The 14,236-nt window shown below is 66.3% G+C and carries 13 protein-coding genes and 1 pseudogene; 6 read left to right on the top strand and 8 right to left on the bottom strand.

Going from position 1 to position 14,236, the window contains the following annotated elements:
- Positions 1 to 5: 5 nt before the first annotated feature.
- From NX778_RS15490 to NX778_RS15455, 8 genes and pseudogenes are all read right to left on the bottom strand, one after another.
- Entirely contained in the window at positions 6 to 395 is a 390-nt protein-coding gene (locus tag NX778_RS15490; protein ID WP_258812662.1) for a YybH family protein, read from the bottom strand.
- Positions 396 to 430: 35 nt separating this feature from the next.
- Positions 431 to 568, bottom strand: a pseudogene (locus NX778_RS15485) (VOC family protein); the annotation flags it as partial.
- A gap of 10 nt (positions 569 to 578) precedes the next feature.
- The gene (locus NX778_RS15480) at positions 579 to 1,349 is read right to left on the bottom strand and encodes a LytR/AlgR family response regulator transcription factor (RefSeq protein WP_258812661.1); all 771 of its coding nucleotides are present in this window, start codon (positions 1,347 to 1,349) and stop codon (positions 579 to 581) included.
- Positions 1,346 to 2,236 (bottom strand): sensor histidine kinase, encoded by an 891-nt coding sequence (locus NX778_RS15475; RefSeq protein ID WP_258812660.1) that lies wholly within the window; start codon positions 2,234 to 2,236, stop codon positions 1,346 to 1,348. The genes NX778_RS15480 and NX778_RS15475 overlap by 4 nt, the downstream gene beginning before the upstream one ends.
- Position 2,237: 1 nt before the next feature.
- Positions 2,238 to 2,489 (bottom strand): hypothetical protein, encoded by a 252-nt coding sequence (locus tag NX778_RS15470; protein ID WP_258812659.1) that lies wholly within the window; start codon positions 2,487 to 2,489, stop codon positions 2,238 to 2,240.
- Between the two features lie 101 nt (positions 2,490 to 2,590).
- The gene (locus NX778_RS15465) at positions 2,591 to 3,160 is read right to left on the bottom strand and encodes a GNAT family N-acetyltransferase (protein ID WP_258812658.1); all 570 of its coding nucleotides are present in this window, start codon (positions 3,158 to 3,160) and stop codon (positions 2,591 to 2,593) included.
- A gap of 9 nt (positions 3,161 to 3,169) precedes the next feature.
- The gene (locus NX778_RS15460; protein ID WP_258812657.1) at positions 3,170 to 3,811 is read right to left on the bottom strand and encodes a TetR family transcriptional regulator C-terminal domain-containing protein; all 642 of its coding nucleotides are present in this window, start codon (positions 3,809 to 3,811) and stop codon (positions 3,170 to 3,172) included.
- Positions 3,812 to 3,822: 11 nt separating this feature from the next.
- Positions 3,823 to 5,259, bottom strand: a complete 1,437-nt coding sequence (locus tag NX778_RS15455) for an aminotransferase-like domain-containing protein (protein ID WP_258812656.1) — start codon at positions 5,257 to 5,259, stop codon at positions 3,823 to 3,825.
- 165 nt (positions 5,260 to 5,424) lie between these two features.
- Between NX778_RS15455 and aptA the strand changes: the two genes are divergently transcribed.
- From aptA to hydA, 6 genes are all read left to right on the top strand, one after another.
- Positions 5,425 to 6,741: an omega-aminotransferase AptA gene (gene aptA / locus NX778_RS15450; protein WP_258812655.1), complete on the top strand. Its 1,317-nt coding sequence runs from the start codon at positions 5,425 to 5,427 to the stop codon at positions 6,739 to 6,741.
- Between the two features lie 6 nt (positions 6,742 to 6,747).
- The gene (locus NX778_RS15445; protein ID WP_258812654.1) at positions 6,748 to 8,241 is read left to right on the top strand and encodes a CoA-acylating methylmalonate-semialdehyde dehydrogenase; all 1,494 of its coding nucleotides are present in this window, start codon (positions 6,748 to 6,750) and stop codon (positions 8,239 to 8,241) included.
- A 148-nt stretch (positions 8,242 to 8,389) separates the two neighbouring features.
- Positions 8,390 to 9,766 (top strand): NAD(P)-dependent oxidoreductase, encoded by a 1,377-nt coding sequence (locus NX778_RS15440; protein ID WP_258812653.1) that lies wholly within the window; start codon positions 8,390 to 8,392, stop codon positions 9,764 to 9,766.
- The gene (gene preA, locus NX778_RS15435) at positions 9,754 to 11,031 is read left to right on the top strand and encodes an NAD-dependent dihydropyrimidine dehydrogenase subunit PreA (protein ID WP_258812652.1); all 1,278 of its coding nucleotides are present in this window, start codon (positions 9,754 to 9,756) and stop codon (positions 11,029 to 11,031) included. The genes NX778_RS15440 and preA overlap by 13 nt, the downstream gene beginning before the upstream one ends.
- 207 nt (positions 11,032 to 11,238) lie before the next feature.
- Positions 11,239 to 12,717 (top strand): NCS1 family nucleobase:cation symporter-1, encoded by a 1,479-nt coding sequence (locus NX778_RS15430; protein WP_258812651.1) that lies wholly within the window; start codon positions 11,239 to 11,241, stop codon positions 12,715 to 12,717.
- Positions 12,718 to 12,738: 21 nt separating this feature from the next.
- Entirely contained in the window at positions 12,739 to 14,130 is a 1,392-nt protein-coding gene (gene hydA, locus NX778_RS15425; RefSeq protein WP_258812650.1) for a dihydropyrimidinase, read from the top strand.
- Positions 14,131 to 14,236 lie beyond the last annotated feature (106 nt).

Raw genomic sequence — 14,236 nt, 5'->3', positions numbered from 1 at the left:
CGGCCTCAGGACGGCACCACCATGTTCGCATCCCGGTATAGCCGCCACTTCCCGTCCGCACCGCGCCGCAGGATGGACAGCGTATTCCCGCTGCGCCGCATCGGCAGCCCGTCGTGCTTGGAGATCACGGTGACGTCGAGGTGCGTGCGGCTGTAGGCGATGTCGCCACACACCGAGATCTCGTCGATGGTGCTGGTGGTTTGAATGGCGTGCTTGCCCAGCGCCGCGCGCAGCGCAGCGCCGAATGCTTCGCGCCCGGCCATCGGCGGCTTGTCCGGCACGAGGAAGATCACGTCCGGTTCCATCAGGCTGAGCACCGTGTCGACGTCGCCTTCACGCGTGGCGCGCAGCCACGATTCGATGAGGTTGCGGATTTCCTGCTCGTCCTTGGTCATGGCTCTGCCCCCGGTATGCGCCAGCTGTCAATTTATCACTCTTTCCAGGGATCGTAGGTTCCGATACTCCAGACGTGGCCTTCGAGATCGCGGCAGGTGAAGCCGCGCCCGCCGTAGTCCTCGTCCACCAGCCCGAGCACGATCGTCGCGCCCGCATCGACAGCCCGGCGGTACAGTGTTGTACTACATCTGCTGGAACAGGTGCGCGTGGTTGCGGCTGACTTCCAGCTCGCCCGGATAGCCGCGCAGCTTGAGCATCTGCCGCCCGCGCTCGTCGCGCGACACCGAGGCGATCGCGTCCACCCGCACCAAGGTCGAGCGGTGGATGCGCCAGAATTCGTCCGGATCCAGCTCGTCCACCAGCTCCTTGAGCGTCTTGCGGATCAGGAGCTCGGCGGTGGCGGTCTGCACCAGCGTGTATTTTTCGTCGGACTGGAAGAACAGCACCTCGCGCGTGCTGACCATGCGCAGGCTGCCGCCGACCTGGGCCTGGATCCAGCGCAGGTAGCTCTTCTTCTTTTCGCCGCCGCCCTTGAGCACTTCGGTGAGCTGGGCCAGCTGCGCGCCGATGTCCTTCGGCGCCGTCGCGATCCGCTGGCGCAGGCGCTCGCAGGTGGTGGCCAGGCGCTCCGGCGAGACCGGCTTGAGCAGGTAGTCCATCGCGCCCTGTTCGAAGGCGTCCAGCGCGTACTGGTCGTAGGCGGTGGCGAACACGATGTGGCAGCGGTTGTACAGTTCGCGCGCGGCCTCGATGCCGGTCATGCCGGGCATGCGGATGTCGAGGAAGGCGATGTCCGGCTGGTGCTCCTTCGCCAGCGCGACCGCTTCCACGCCGTTGGCGGCTTCGGCGACGATCTGCAGCTCGGGCCAGGCCGCGGCCAGGCGGGTGCGCAGCTGTGCGCGCATCGGCTCTTCGTCGTCGGCAATCAGCGCGGTCACCGGTTTGCTCCTCATGCGTCCTCCATCATCTTGTAGGGAATGCGCACCGAGGCGCAGGCGCCGCCGGCGGGCGGGGTCATCACCACCAGCTCCGCGCGGCTGCCGTACAGCAGCTGCAGGCGTTCGCGGATATTGGCCAGGCCGACGCCGTCGTCGGCATGCGGGTCGATGCCGACGCCATCATCGCACACGTCCACGTGCAGGGTCGCGCCTTCGACCCGCGCCGTCACCTCGATGGTGCCGCCCTCGATCTTCGGCTCCAGCCCGTGCTTGATCGAGTTCTCGATCAGGGTCTGCAGCATCATCGGCGGGAACGGCGAGGTGCCGAGAAAGTCCGGCACCTCGAAGCGCACCTTGAGGCGTTCCTTCATCCGTGCTTGCATGATCGCCAGGTAGGCCTTGGACAGCTCGACCTGCTTGCCGAGCGTGCCGGTGCCGCCGCTGCGCATCTGCGGCAGTGTCGAGCGCAGGTAGTCGATCAGGTGCTGGTGCACGCGCGCCGCTTCCGGCGGATCGGTCTCGATCAGCTGGCCGATCAGGGCGAGCGTGTTGAACAAGAAGTGCGGCTCGATCTGCGCCTGCAGCGCGGCCATCTGGGCTTCGGTCAGCTTGCGTTCGAGGTCGGCGACGTCGGCCTTGAGCGTGGCTTCCTTGGCTACCAGTTCGGCGCGGCGCTTGCCCTTGGCCAGGATCTTGACGCCGAACGAGATCAGGATGAACCAGGTGGCCGGCTCGGCCAGGTTGACCATGCCGCCGAAGACCAGCACGAGGAACCAGACCAGGTAGAGCTGGCGCCATTCGATCACCGCGAGCCAGTCGAAGAAGCGCCACCACAGCTCGCTCGCTTCCTTGACGGCGTCGCGCACGAAATCCATCACGCGGTTGAAGTGGCTGGCTTGCATATCAGTTCCTCCGGCTGCGCTGCTTGTCGACGACGATCAGGCCGACCGCAAGTTTGATTGCCAGGAACAGCACGAACAGGGTCAGCGCGACCGGGATCAGCGTGATCGCCAGCGCGAGGAAGAAGGCGCACACCAGCAGCGCCGGCCACGGCAGCGTCGCGATCTGCTTGGCGGCGCCCAGCAGCGTGGCGAACACGGTGGCGCAGGCGTCGCGGATATCGTCGAGCAGGGTATTGAAGTTTGCAGGTTTCACAACAGCTCCATCCATCACAGTAGATGGCGCCACTGTACGGCGCGGCCCGCGGCCGCTCCAGCGTGTTCCGATGAACTGCGCATCCGCAGGGCCAGCCGGTGTCATTGGCTGACGAACGGTGCCGTGTCCCAGTAGCTGCGCAGCAGGCCGTAGAACACGGTGTCGGCGGGCTGGCCGTTGACGATCCAGCGCTCCGGCATATAGCCTTCCTTGCGAAAACCGTAACGTTCCAGCAGCCGCGCCGAGGCCAGGTTGGCGGGATCGATGTCGGCTTCGATACGGTTCAGGTCAAGGTCGCGGAACCCGTATTCGAGCACGGCGCGCAGCGCTTCGCCGGCGTAGCGCTGGTTCCAGTAGGGCTGCGCCAGCGCGTAGCCAACTTCGCAACGGCGGCTGGCGTCCATGAAGTGGTGCAGCGTGACGTAGCCGATCAGTCCCGGCGTGTCGGCCAGCTCGATCACGAAGCGCACTCCGCTGCCGTCGGCGTAGTTGGCGAGCGAATCGGCGATCGATCTGTGGGCCTGATCGATCGAGGTCCACGGCCCGCCGCTCCAGTACTGGGTGACCAGCGGATCGGACAGCACCGCGTACAGCGCCTCGGCATCGGCGGGCGTGATCCAGCGCAGGCGCAGGCGCGGCGTCTCGAGGACAGTGGGAGTCAGTACCGGCATGTGGCCCTTTCAGTCGACCGCGATGGTGCGGGTGACCATGGTGGTGATGAGTTGTTCGGCGTGCTCGAAGTCGGCGTCGGTGAGTTCGTCTTGGCCCAGCACCAGCTTCATCTGCGCCGAGAAGTCCGCGTACGACTGGGTCATGGCCCACAGCGCGAACAGGAGGTGGGTGGCGTCGACAGCGGCGATGCGGCCCTGCGCGATCCACTGTTCGAAGATCTCGATGTCGCGGCGCAGCAGCGGCACCACGCGCCGCTTGATCTGCTCGCTGTAGATCTTGGCGCCGCCGATCATCTCCATCGCGTAGACCCGCGACGCCGCCGGCTGTTCGCGCGAGAAGCGCAGCTTGGCGTGCACATAGGCGCGCAGCACGTCGGCCGGTTCGCCAGCGGGATCGGCCAGGGTTTCCATGCGCGCCAGCCAGTCGTCCAGCACATCGTCCAGCACGCGCTCGTACAGCGCCTGCTTGGTCGGGAAGTAGTACATCAGGTTCTGCTTCGACAGGCCGGCCGCTTCGGCGATGGCGGCGACCGCCGTGCCTTCGTAGCCGCACTCGGCGAAAATGCGGACGGCGGTGGCGACGATGCCGGCTTCGACGCGGTCGCGTCCCGTATGGCGTTTGGTGACCTTGCTGTTATCAGCACTGTCCATGTGATTCTCCGTCAGATCGACTGCAGGAAGCGCAGCAGGCCGGGATCGGCCGCATACGCCACGTTGAAACGGAACCAGACGGCGTCTGGTTCGCCTAGTAAAAAGAATTCGCCCGGCGCCAGCTGGATGCCGGCCTTGAGCGCGGCCGCCGCGATGGTCCTGCCGCTGCGCGCGGGGCTTGGCGCGCCATCCAGCGCGGCGCTCACGAACATGCCGCCGCGCGGCGCCGCCAGCGGCGTCAGGCCGGCCTCGCGCAGCGCGTCGAGCGACTGCTGGCGCGCGCTGTCGAGCTGCTGCACCAGCCGCGCGATATTGCGCTTGTAGGGCCGCGCGGTGATCGCGTCGTGCACGGCGCGCTCGTTGATTTCGGAGGTCGTCAGGCCGGTCAGCATCTTCACGCGCAGCAGTTCCGGCATCAGCGAGCGCGAGGCGCACATCGAGCCCACGCGCAGCAGCGGCGACAGGGTCTTGGAAAAGCTGCCGACCCGGATCACGCGGCGCAGCCCGTCCATGGCCGCCAGCGAGGCATCGCCCGGCGCGGCCAGCTCGCGGTAGATGTCGTCTTCCACCAGCCAGAAATCGAACTGGTCCGCGAGCGCCAGCAGCCGGTGCGCCTGCGCCTGCGTGAGCGAGGTGCCGAGCGGGTTTTGCAGCACCGTGTTGACGAACATGAGCTTGGGCTGGGCCAGCGCGGCCTGGCGCGCCAGTTCGTCCATGTCCAGCCCGGCCTCGCCGCGCGGGATGCCGACCGGCACGCAGCCGTGGTGGCGCACCAGCGCGTGCAGGTTGCTGTAGCCGGGCTCCTCGACGAACACGGTGTCGCCGGGGCGGGTGAGGGTGCGCAGCACGAGGTCGAAGGCGTGGGTGGCGCCGTGGGTCAGCAGCACCTGGTCCGGCTCGACCGCGAACAGCTCGGCCGACAAGGTGCTGGCCAGGTGCTGGCGCAGCGCCGCGAAACCGAGCGGCTGGCCGTAGCCGCGCAGGCGCCCGGCCGGGATCTTCATCGCGTGGCGCACGGCGTCGGCCAGCATCGATTCGGCATACAGTTCGGGCGGCAGCCAGCCGGCGCCGACCGGCAGCAGGTCGGACTGGCCGGAATAGAGATCGGGCGCGAGCGCGTCGACGATGCCGCTGGCCGGCTCGCTGGCCTGCTGCTGCGGCGCTTCGCTGCTGTTGCGGGCGACAAAGAAACCGGAACCGCGGCGCGATGACAACAGTCCCAGGTGCAACAGGCGATCGTAGGATTCGACCACCGTGAAGGTGGATACGCCATTACACTTTGCGAATTGTCGAACCGAGGGCATCTTGGTGCCGGCGCGCAGCACGCGCTGGTTTACCATCTGCGCGATCGCCGCCACAATCTGATCGACAAGGCTGCCGCGCTTGCTGCGATCGATCGCCAGCACCGGCCATGCCGCTGCATCGGTGCCGCAGGAAACTTCCTCCATCCCATGCTCCTGGCATTAGCCAATAACTGTACAGTTCAATCGACCAATACGGTTGGACACGTTTGCCGATTCTGTATCTGTGCCTCAATTGTACTGCTGATTATTATCACATCAATGTTTTGCCAAATGGGAAAATTTGGCGCATAACCTCCAGGGAGATGCCTCATGAACGAATCGCGACCGACATCGATGTCCTCATTTTGGATGCCCTTTACCAATAACCGCGACTTCAAGGCGCACCCGCGCCTGCTGGTATCGGCGGAAGGGATGTATTACAAGGACGTCGACGGCAGGCAAGTGCTGGACGGCACCGCCGGCCTGTGGTGCGTGCCGTGCGGGCACGCGCAGCCGAAGATCGTGGCGGCGGTGCGCGAGATGGTCGGCCAGCTCGACTTCGCGCCCACCTTCCAGATGGGGCACCCGGCCGCCTTCGACCTGGCCGAGAAGCTGATGGAATACACCGGCCACAAATTCGGCCAGGTGTTCTATACCAACTCCGGTTCGGAATCGGTGGACACGGCGCTGAAGATGGCGCTGGCCTACCACCGCGCGCGCGGCCAGGGCAGCCGCACCCGCCTGATCGGGCGCGAGCGCGGCTACCACGGCGTCGGCTTCGGCGGCCTGTCGGTCGGCGGCATCGGGCCCAATCGCAAGAGCTTCGGCCCGCTGCTGCCGGGCGCCGACCATCTGCCGCACACGCACAACCTGCAGAAGAACGCCTTCACGCGCGGCGAGCCGGAACATGGCGCCGAGCTGGCCGACGAGCTGGAAAAGATCGTCGCGCTGCACGACCCGTCCACCATCGCCGCCGTCATCGTCGAGCCGGTGGCCGGATCGACCGGCGTGCTGATTCCGCCCAAGGGCTACCTCAAGAAGCTGCGCGAGATCTGCACCAAACACGGCATCCTGCTGATCTTCGACGAAGTCATCACCGGCTTCGGCCGCCTCGGCACACCCATGGCCGCCGACTTCTTCGACGTCGAGCCGGACATGATCACCACCGCCAAGGGCCTCACCAACGGCACCATCCCGATGGGCGCGGTGTTCACCAAGCAGTTCATCTACGACGCCTTCATGGATGCGCCGGCCGGCATCGAACTGTTCCACGGCTATACCTACTCGGGCCACCCGGTGGCGTGCGCGGCGTCGCTGGCGACGCTGGAAGTGTTCAAGGAACAGAAGATCCTGGAGCACGCGCAGGGCATGCAGGCCTATTGGGAAGACGCGGTGCACTCGCTGCGCGGGCTGCCGCACGTGATCGACATCCGCACGGTCGGCATCATCGCCGGCATCGAGCTTGAACCGATCGCGGGCAAGCCGGGGGCGCGCGCCTACGCCGCGTTCAAGCAGGCCTTCGCCGACGGCATCCTGATCCGCACCACCGGCGACATCATCGCGCTGTCGCCGCCGCTGGTGCTGGAGAAGCAGCACATCGACGAATTGTTCGGCAAGCTCGCCAAAGTCCTCAAGAACCTGGAATAAGCAGACATGGAAACCATCACCCATTACATCAAAGGCGAACCGGTCGACACCCGTGGCGGGCGCTATGCCGACGTATTCAACCCGGCGCTCGGCGAACCGTGCGCGCGCGTGGCGCTGGCCACAACGGATGAAGTCAACGCAGCCGTCGCCGCCGCCGCCGCGGCCTTCCCGGCTTGGGCCGCGACCCCGGCGCTGGCGCGCGCCCGCGTGCTGTTCCGCTACCTGCAGCTGTGCCAGCAGCACACCGATGAATTCGCGGCCATGGTCACGCGCGAACATGGCAAGACCCTGTCCGATGCGGCGGGCGAAGTCGCGCGCGGCATCGAGGTGGTCGAGTTCGCGGTCGGCATCCCGCAAATGCTCAAGGGCGAATTCACCGACCAGATCGCGCGCGGTATCGACGCCTGGTCGATGCGCCAGCCGCTGGGCGTGGTCGCGGGCATCACGCCGTTTAACTTCCCTGTCATGGTGCCGATGTGGATGTTTCCCATTGCGCTCGCGTGCGGCAACACCTTCGTGCTCAAGCCGTCGGAACGCGATCCTTCGGCCTCGCTGCTGCATGCGCGCCTGCTGAAGGAAGCGGGGCTGCCGGACGGCGTGTTCAATGTGGTCCAGGGCGACAAGGTGGCGGTCGATGCGCTGCTCGACCATCCGGAGGTGCAGGCCGTGAGCTTTGTCGGCTCGACCCCGATCGCGGAATACATCTACGCACGTGGAAGCGCCGGCGGCAAGCGCGTGCAGGCGCTGGGCGGCGCCAAGAACCACATGGTGGTGATGCCGGATGCCGACATGGGCATGGCGGTGGATGCCCTGATCGGCGCGGCCTACGGCTCTGCCGGCGAGCGCTGCATGGCGATCTCGGTCGCGGTGGCGATCGGCGATGCAGGCGACAAGCTGGTGGCGGAACTGGCCAAGCGTACCGCCGCACTCAAGATCGGCGACGGCACCACGCCGGGCGCCGAAATGGGTCCCGTGGTCACGAGCGCCGCCAAGCAGCGTATCGAGCACCTGATCGGGCAGGGCGTGGAGCAGGGAGCCACCCTGGTTGTGGACGGCCGCGGCCACAAGGTCGACGGGCGCGACAAGGGCTTCTTCATCGGCGGCACGCTGTTCGACCACGTCACGCCGGAGATGACCATTTATAAGGAAGAGATTTTCGGGCCGGTGCTGTGCGTGGTGCGCCTGCCGGACGTGGGCAGCGCGCTCGAACTCATCAACAAGAACGAGTACGGCAACGGCGTGGCGGTGTTCACCCGCGACGGCGGCGTGGCGCGCGAGTTCGTTCGCCAGGTGCAGGTGGGGATGGTCGGCGTGAACGTGCCGCTGCCGGTGCCGATGGCTTTCAACAGCTTCGGCGGGTGGAAGCGCAGCCTGTTTGGCGACCATCACGCTTACGGGCCGGAGGGTGTGCGCTTCTATACGCGGCACAAGGCTGTCATGCAGCGCTGGCCGAATACCGCCAGTTCGGGCGTGGAGTTCGCGTTCCCGCAAATGAAATAAATAGTTAAGCTCAAAACCGTCATTCCCGCGCAGGCGGGAACCCATACTGAGCGTCCTGGTACGCGGCCTATGGGGCCCCGCCTGCGCGGGGACGACGGCGTAGTTGGCAGTAGCACCGATTCCAGGCATTAAACAAAAAGGGATGCACATGATCGAGTCACTCCAGCACCTGCCGCCGGCCGCCGATTCAAATGCGGCGCTGGCCAAGCAGTTCACCGACCTCGCGCCGCCTTTGAGCCCGCGCCAGGCTGCCATCGAAGCGGCGCGCTGCCTGTACTGCTACGACGCGCCCTGCACCGTGGCCTGCCCCACCGACATCGACGTGGCCAGCTTCATCCGCAACATCCACGACCACAACGTGAACGGCGCGGCCTACGGCATCCTCAAGCAGAATATCCTCGGCGGCAGCTGCTCGCGCGTTTGCCCCACCGAGATCCTGTGCGAACAGTCTTGCGTGCGCAACAACGACGCCGAAGGCCAGCCGGTGAAGATCGGCCTGCTGCAGCGCTACGCCCTCGACACCGCGCGTTTCGAGACGCATCCGTTCCAGCGCGCCGCATCCACCGGCAAGACCATTGCCGTGGTCGGCGCGGGTCCCGCCGGCCTGTCGTGCGCCCACCGCCTCGCCATGCTCGGCAACGAGGTGGTGGTGTTCGAGTCGCACGCCAAGCCGGGCGGCCTGAATGAATACGGGATCGCCAAGTACAAGCTGACCGACGATTTCGCCCAGCGCGAAGTCGCCTTCCTATTGTCGATCGGCGGCATCGAGATCCAGTACGGCCGCAAGCTCGGCGACAACCTCGACCTGGGCGAACTGCAGGCCAAGTACGACGCCGTGTTCCTCGCCATCGGCCTGGGCGCCAGCCGTTCACTCGGCCTCGCCGGCGAAGACGCTCCCGGCATGCTCGCCGCGGTCGACTATATCGCCGAACTGCGCCAGGCCGCCGACCTGTCCAAGCTCCCGGTGCCGCGCAGTGCCGTCGTCATCGGTGCCGGCAATACCGCGATCGACATTGCCGTGCAATCGAAGCGCCTCGGCGCCGAGGAGGTCACGCTGGTGTATCGCCGCGGCGAGGACGCGATGAGCGCCACCGGCCACGAGATCGAGATCGCCCGCGCCAACGGCGTGCAGATCCGCACCTGGGCCGCGCCGCTGGAAGTGCTGCTGGACGACGCCGGCAAGGTGCGCGGCATGCGCTTCGAGCGCACCCGCATGGATGGCGAGCGCCTCGTGCGCACCGGCGAGACCTTCGATGTCGCGGCCAACGCCGTGTTCAAGGCCATCGGCCAGACCGCCGATGAAGCCGGCTTCGCCGGTCCTTTGGCGCGCGAGCTGGAACGCGAAGGAGACCGCATCCGCGTCGACGAGCAGTTCCGCACCGCGCTGCCGCGCGTGTACGCCGGCGGCGATTGCATCGCGCCCGGCCAGGACCTGACCGTGCAAGCCGTCCAGCACGGCAAGCTGGCGGCGCTCGCGATCCACAACGACATCCAGACCCAAGCGGAGGCAGCATGGCCGACCTGAGCATCGATTTCTGCGGCATCAAGTCGCCCAACCCGTTCTGGCTGGCGTCCGCGCCGCCGACCGACAAAGCCTATAACGTCGTGCGTGCCTTCGAGGCAGGGTGGGGCGGCGTGGTGTGGAAGACGCTGGGCGAGGATCCGCCGGCGGTCAACGTGTCCTCGCGCTATTCGGCCATCTACGGCAAGAACCGCGAAGTCATCGGCTTCAACAACATCGAGCTGATCACCGACCGCAGCCTGGAGATCAACCTGCGCGAGATCACGCAGGTGAAGAAGGATTGGCCCGATCGCGCGCTGATCGTGTCCCTGATGCTGCCGTGTGAAGAGAAACCGTGGGCCGATATCCTGCCGCTGGTGGAAGCCACCGGCGCCGACGGCATCGAGCTCAATTTCGGCTGCCCGCACGGCATGCCGGAGCGCGGCATGGGCGCGGCCGTGGGCCAGGTACCTGAATATGTCGAGATGGTCACGCGCTGGTGCAAGAAGCACTCGAAGCTGCCGGTGATCGTCAAGCTCACGCCGAACATCACCGACGTGCGCCATCCGGCCAGAGCCGCGCTGGCCGGCGGCGCCGACGCGGTCTCGCTGATCAACACCGTCAACTCGATCACCCACCTCGACCTGGACCGCATGGTCGCCTTCCCGATTGTCGGCGGCGCCAGCACCCACGGTGGCTACTGCGGCCAGGCGGTCAAGCCGATCGCGCTCAACATGGTGGCCGAAATCGCGCGCGATCCGGCCACCCGCAACCTGCCGATCTCCGGCATCGGCGGCATCTCCAACTGGCGCGACGCGGCCGAATTCATCGCGCTCGGCGCCGGCTCGGTGCAGGTCTGCACGGCCGCGATGCTGCATGGCTTCCGCATCGTCGAGGAGATGAAAGACGGGCTGTCGCGCTGGATGGACGAGAAGGGCTACGAGAACATCGCTGCGTTCTCGCGCAAGGCCGTGGCCAACACGACGGACTGGAAATACCTGGACATGAACTACCAGGTCATCGCCCGGATCGATCAGGACCAATGCATCAAGTGCGGCAAGTGCTACGCGGCCTGCGAGGACACCTCTCACCAGGCGATCGCGCAGCTGGTCAGCGACGCCGGCGTGCGCAGCTACGAGGTTATCAAGCAGGAATGCGTCGGCTGCAACCTGTGCGAGATCACCTGCCCGGTCGAAGGCTGCATCACCATGGTCCCACAGGATACCGGCAAGCCTTACATGAACTGGACGCAGGACCCGCGGAATCCGCGAGCGGAACTTGCTGGCTGAGGTGGCGCGGGTGTGTTCGGCCGGCCACTGTCCAGCCTCACCCCGCGGAATCCGCGAGCGGAACTTGCTGGCTGAGGTGGCGCGGGTGTGTTCGGCCGGCCACTGTCCAGCCTCACCCCGCGAAACCCGCGCGCGGAAATCGCCAAAGTTCCCGCCTAAGGTCTATTGCGCTACACTGGCCAGCATCGCTTGCTCGGGGAGGAAGACGTGACGACTGAAGCTTCACGCAGTACCGAACTCTGGAACGAAGACCTGGCGCCGACCAGCGCGCAGCAAAGGACCTGGCGCTGGTACCACTTCGCCGCGCTGTGGGTCGGGATGGTGATGTGCATCCCGGCCTACACACTGTCGGCCAGCCTGATCGAAAACGGCATGTCGGGCTGGCAGGCGGTGTTCACGGTCTTCCTCGCGAACGCCATTGTGCTGCTGCCGATGCTGCTGATCGGGCACGCGGGCACCAAGTACGGCATCCCGTATGCGGTGCTGGCGCGCTCCTCGTTCGGCACCTCGGGCGCGCGCCTGCCCGCGCTGATGCGCGCCATCGTCGCCTGCGGCTGGTACGGCATCCAGTCGTGGTTCGGCGGCGCCATGATCTACACGCTTCTCGGCGTGCTGATGGGGCACGAGATCGGCGGCGCCAAGCTCGATGGCCTCGGCATCAACCTCGGGCAGCTGCTGTGCTTCCTGGTGTTCTGGGCGATCCAGTTCTACTTCATCGTGCACGGCATGGACTCGATCCGCAAGCTGGAGACCTACACCGCGCCGCTCAAAATCGTCATCTGCTTCGTGCTGCTTGGCTGGGTGTACCAGAAGGCCGGCGGCTTCGGCGAGCTGCTGTCCAAGCCTTCGCAATTCGTCGAAGGCGGCAAGAAGGCAGGGCAGTTCTGGTCCGCCTTCTGGCCCTCGCTGACCGCGATGGTCGGGTTCTGGGCCACGCTCGCGCTCAACATCCCGGACTTCACGCGCTTCGCCAAAAGCCAGCGCGACCAGGTGGTCGGCCAGACCATCGGCCTGCCGGTGCCAATGGGCCTGCTCGCCGCGCTCGCGGTCATCGTCACCTCGGCCACCGTGGTCCTGTACGGCAAAGCGCTGTGGGATCCGGTCGATGTGGCCAGCCGCATGACCGGGGCGGCGGTGCTGATCGCGCTGATCATCCTTCTCATCGACACCATCAGCGTGAACCTCGCGGCCAATCTCGTCGGGCCGGCCTACGACTTCTCCGCGCTCGCGCCGAAGCACGTCAGCTACCGCATGGGCGGCTACATCACGGCCGGCATCGCGCTGGTCATGATGCCCTGGAAGATACTGGAGTCGACGCAGGGCTACATCTTCACCTGGCTGATCGGCTACTCGGCCCTGCTCGGGCCGATCGCGGGCGTGCTGATCATCGACTACTACTTCATCCGCAAGACCCAGCTCGACGTGGCGGAGCTGTACCGCGAAGGTGGCGCGTATTCGTATTCGAACGGATGGAATTTCGCCGCCGTCATCGCCTTCGTGGCCGGCGTGACGCCGAATATCCCGGGCTTCCTCAACACCGCATTCCCGGCGTCGTTCCCCGGCGTGGCCGATGGCTTCAAGACGATCTACACCTATGCGTGGTTCGTCGGCATGCTGATCTCGGCCGTCGTCTACGGCGCCATCATGAAAGGGCGGCCGCTGCCGGCGCTGCGGACCGCCTCCTAAATTACGCATCAGGAGACTTGTATGACCGTGATGATCCGAGGCGGCACTGTCGTCAACGCCGACCGTGCATTCCGCGCCGATGTGCTCTGCGAGGGCGACAAGATCGTCGCCGTGGGCGAGAACCTGGAGCTGCCCGCCAACGCCACCGTGATCGACGCCGGCGGCCAGTACGTGATGCCGGGCGGGATCGATACCCACACGCACATGCAGCTGCCCTTCATGGGCACCGTCACTGCCGACGACTTCTTCACCGGCACCGCGGCCGGCCTCGCGGGCGGCACCACGACCATCATGGACTTCGTGATCCCGAATCCGCAGCAGTCGCTGCTGGAGGCCTACCACACCTGGCGCGGCTGGGCCGAGAAGGCGGCGGGCGACTACACCTTCCACGTGGCCGTCACGTGGTGGGACGAATCGGTGCATCGCGACATGGGCACGCTGGTACAGCAGCACGGCGTGAACAGCTTCAAGCACTTCATGGCGTACAAGAACGCGATCATGGCCAACGATGAGACGCTGGTGAAGAGCTTCCGCCGCGCGCTGGAGCTGGGCGCGATCCCGACGGTGCACGCCGAGAACGGGGAGCTGGTGTTCCAGCTGCAGCGCGAGCTGGTGGCCAAGGGCATCACCGGGCCGCAGGCGCATCCGCTGTCGCGTCCTCCCGAGGTGGAGGCGGAGGCGGCCAATCGCGCCATCACCATCGCCGGGGTGCTTGGCACGCCGGTGTACATCGTCCACGTGTCCTGCGCGGAGGCGCTGGAGGCGATCACCCGCGCCCGCGCGCACGGCCAGCGGGTGTACGGCGAAGCGCTCGCCGGCCACCTTGTCATCGACGACAGCGTGTACCGCAGCGAGGATCTCGAATACGCGCGCGCCCACGTGATGAGCCCACCGTTCCGCAGCCATCACCACCAGGAAGCGCTGTGGCACGGCCTGCAGGGCGGGAACCTGCAGACTACCGCGACCGACCACTGCACCTTCTGCGCCGAGCAGAAGGCGGCGGGCAAGGATGACTTCACGAAGATCCCCAACGGCTGCGGCGGCGTGGAAGAGCGCATGGCCGTGGTGTGGGACGCGGGCGTGAACACGGGCCGCCTGACACCGTCCGAGTTCGTGCGCGTGACCTCGACCAATGCGGCGCAGATTTTCAATATGTACCCGCGCAAAGGGCTGATCGCGGCCGGGGCCGATGCGGACATCGTGGTGTGGGACCCGCAGGCCAGCCGCACGATTTCGGCGAAGACGCAGTTCAGCAAGGGCGGCTTCAATGTGTTCGAGGGGCGTACGGTGCGCGGCGTTCCGACGCATACGGTCGCCGCGGGCAAGGTCGTCTTCGACAAGGGCCAGCTGCGCGCGGAGCAGGGGGCCGGGCGCCACATCGACCGTCCCGCTTTCGCCACCGTTACCCGCTAACCCAAAAAGCACCTTCGTTCCCGCGCAGGCGGGAATCCATAGACCGCGTGACTGTACGCTCAGCATGGATCCCCGCCTTCGCGGGGACGACGGTAACTACATCGGA

This window comes from Massilia terrae, from assembly GCF_024753145.1.
Classification (GTDB): Bacteria; Pseudomonadota; Gammaproteobacteria; order Burkholderiales; family Burkholderiaceae_D; genus Telluria; species Telluria terrae.
Note: the sequence above shows the minus strand (reverse complement) of the source record. Positions and strands in the feature narration are given on the sequence as shown.

What these genes read in the sequence shown, in the direction of transcription:
- NX778_RS15490 (WP_258812662.1), bottom strand. Translation starts at nt 395, where the DNA reads ATGACCAAGGACGAGCAGGAAATCCGCAACCTCATCGAATCGTGGCTG.
- NX778_RS15480 (WP_258812661.1), bottom strand. Translation starts at nt 1,349, where the DNA reads ATGAGGAGCAAACCGGTGACCGCGCTGATTGCCGACGACGAAGAGCCG.
- NX778_RS15475 (WP_258812660.1), bottom strand. Translation starts at nt 2,236, where the DNA reads ATGCAAGCCAGCCACTTCAACCGCGTGATGGATTTCGTGCGCGACGCC.
- NX778_RS15465 (WP_258812658.1), bottom strand. Translation starts at nt 3,160, where the DNA reads ATGCCGGTACTGACTCCCACTGTCCTCGAGACGCCGCGCCTGCGCCTG.
- NX778_RS15460 (WP_258812657.1), bottom strand. Translation starts at nt 3,811, where the DNA reads ATGGACAGTGCTGATAACAGCAAGGTCACCAAACGCCATACGGGACGC.
- NX778_RS15455 (WP_258812656.1), bottom strand. Translation starts at nt 5,259, where the DNA reads ATGGAGGAAGTTTCCTGCGGCACCGATGCAGCGGCATGGCCGGTGCTG.
- aptA (WP_258812655.1), top strand. Translation starts at nt 5,425, where the DNA reads ATGAACGAATCGCGACCGACATCGATGTCCTCATTTTGGATGCCCTTT.
- NX778_RS15445 (WP_258812654.1), top strand. Translation starts at nt 6,748, where the DNA reads ATGGAAACCATCACCCATTACATCAAAGGCGAACCGGTCGACACCCGT.
- NX778_RS15440 (WP_258812653.1), top strand. Translation starts at nt 8,390, where the DNA reads ATGATCGAGTCACTCCAGCACCTGCCGCCGGCCGCCGATTCAAATGCG.
- preA (WP_258812652.1), top strand. Translation starts at nt 9,754, where the DNA reads ATGGCCGACCTGAGCATCGATTTCTGCGGCATCAAGTCGCCCAACCCG.
- hydA (WP_258812650.1), top strand. Translation starts at nt 12,739, where the DNA reads ATGACCGTGATGATCCGAGGCGGCACTGTCGTCAACGCCGACCGTGCA.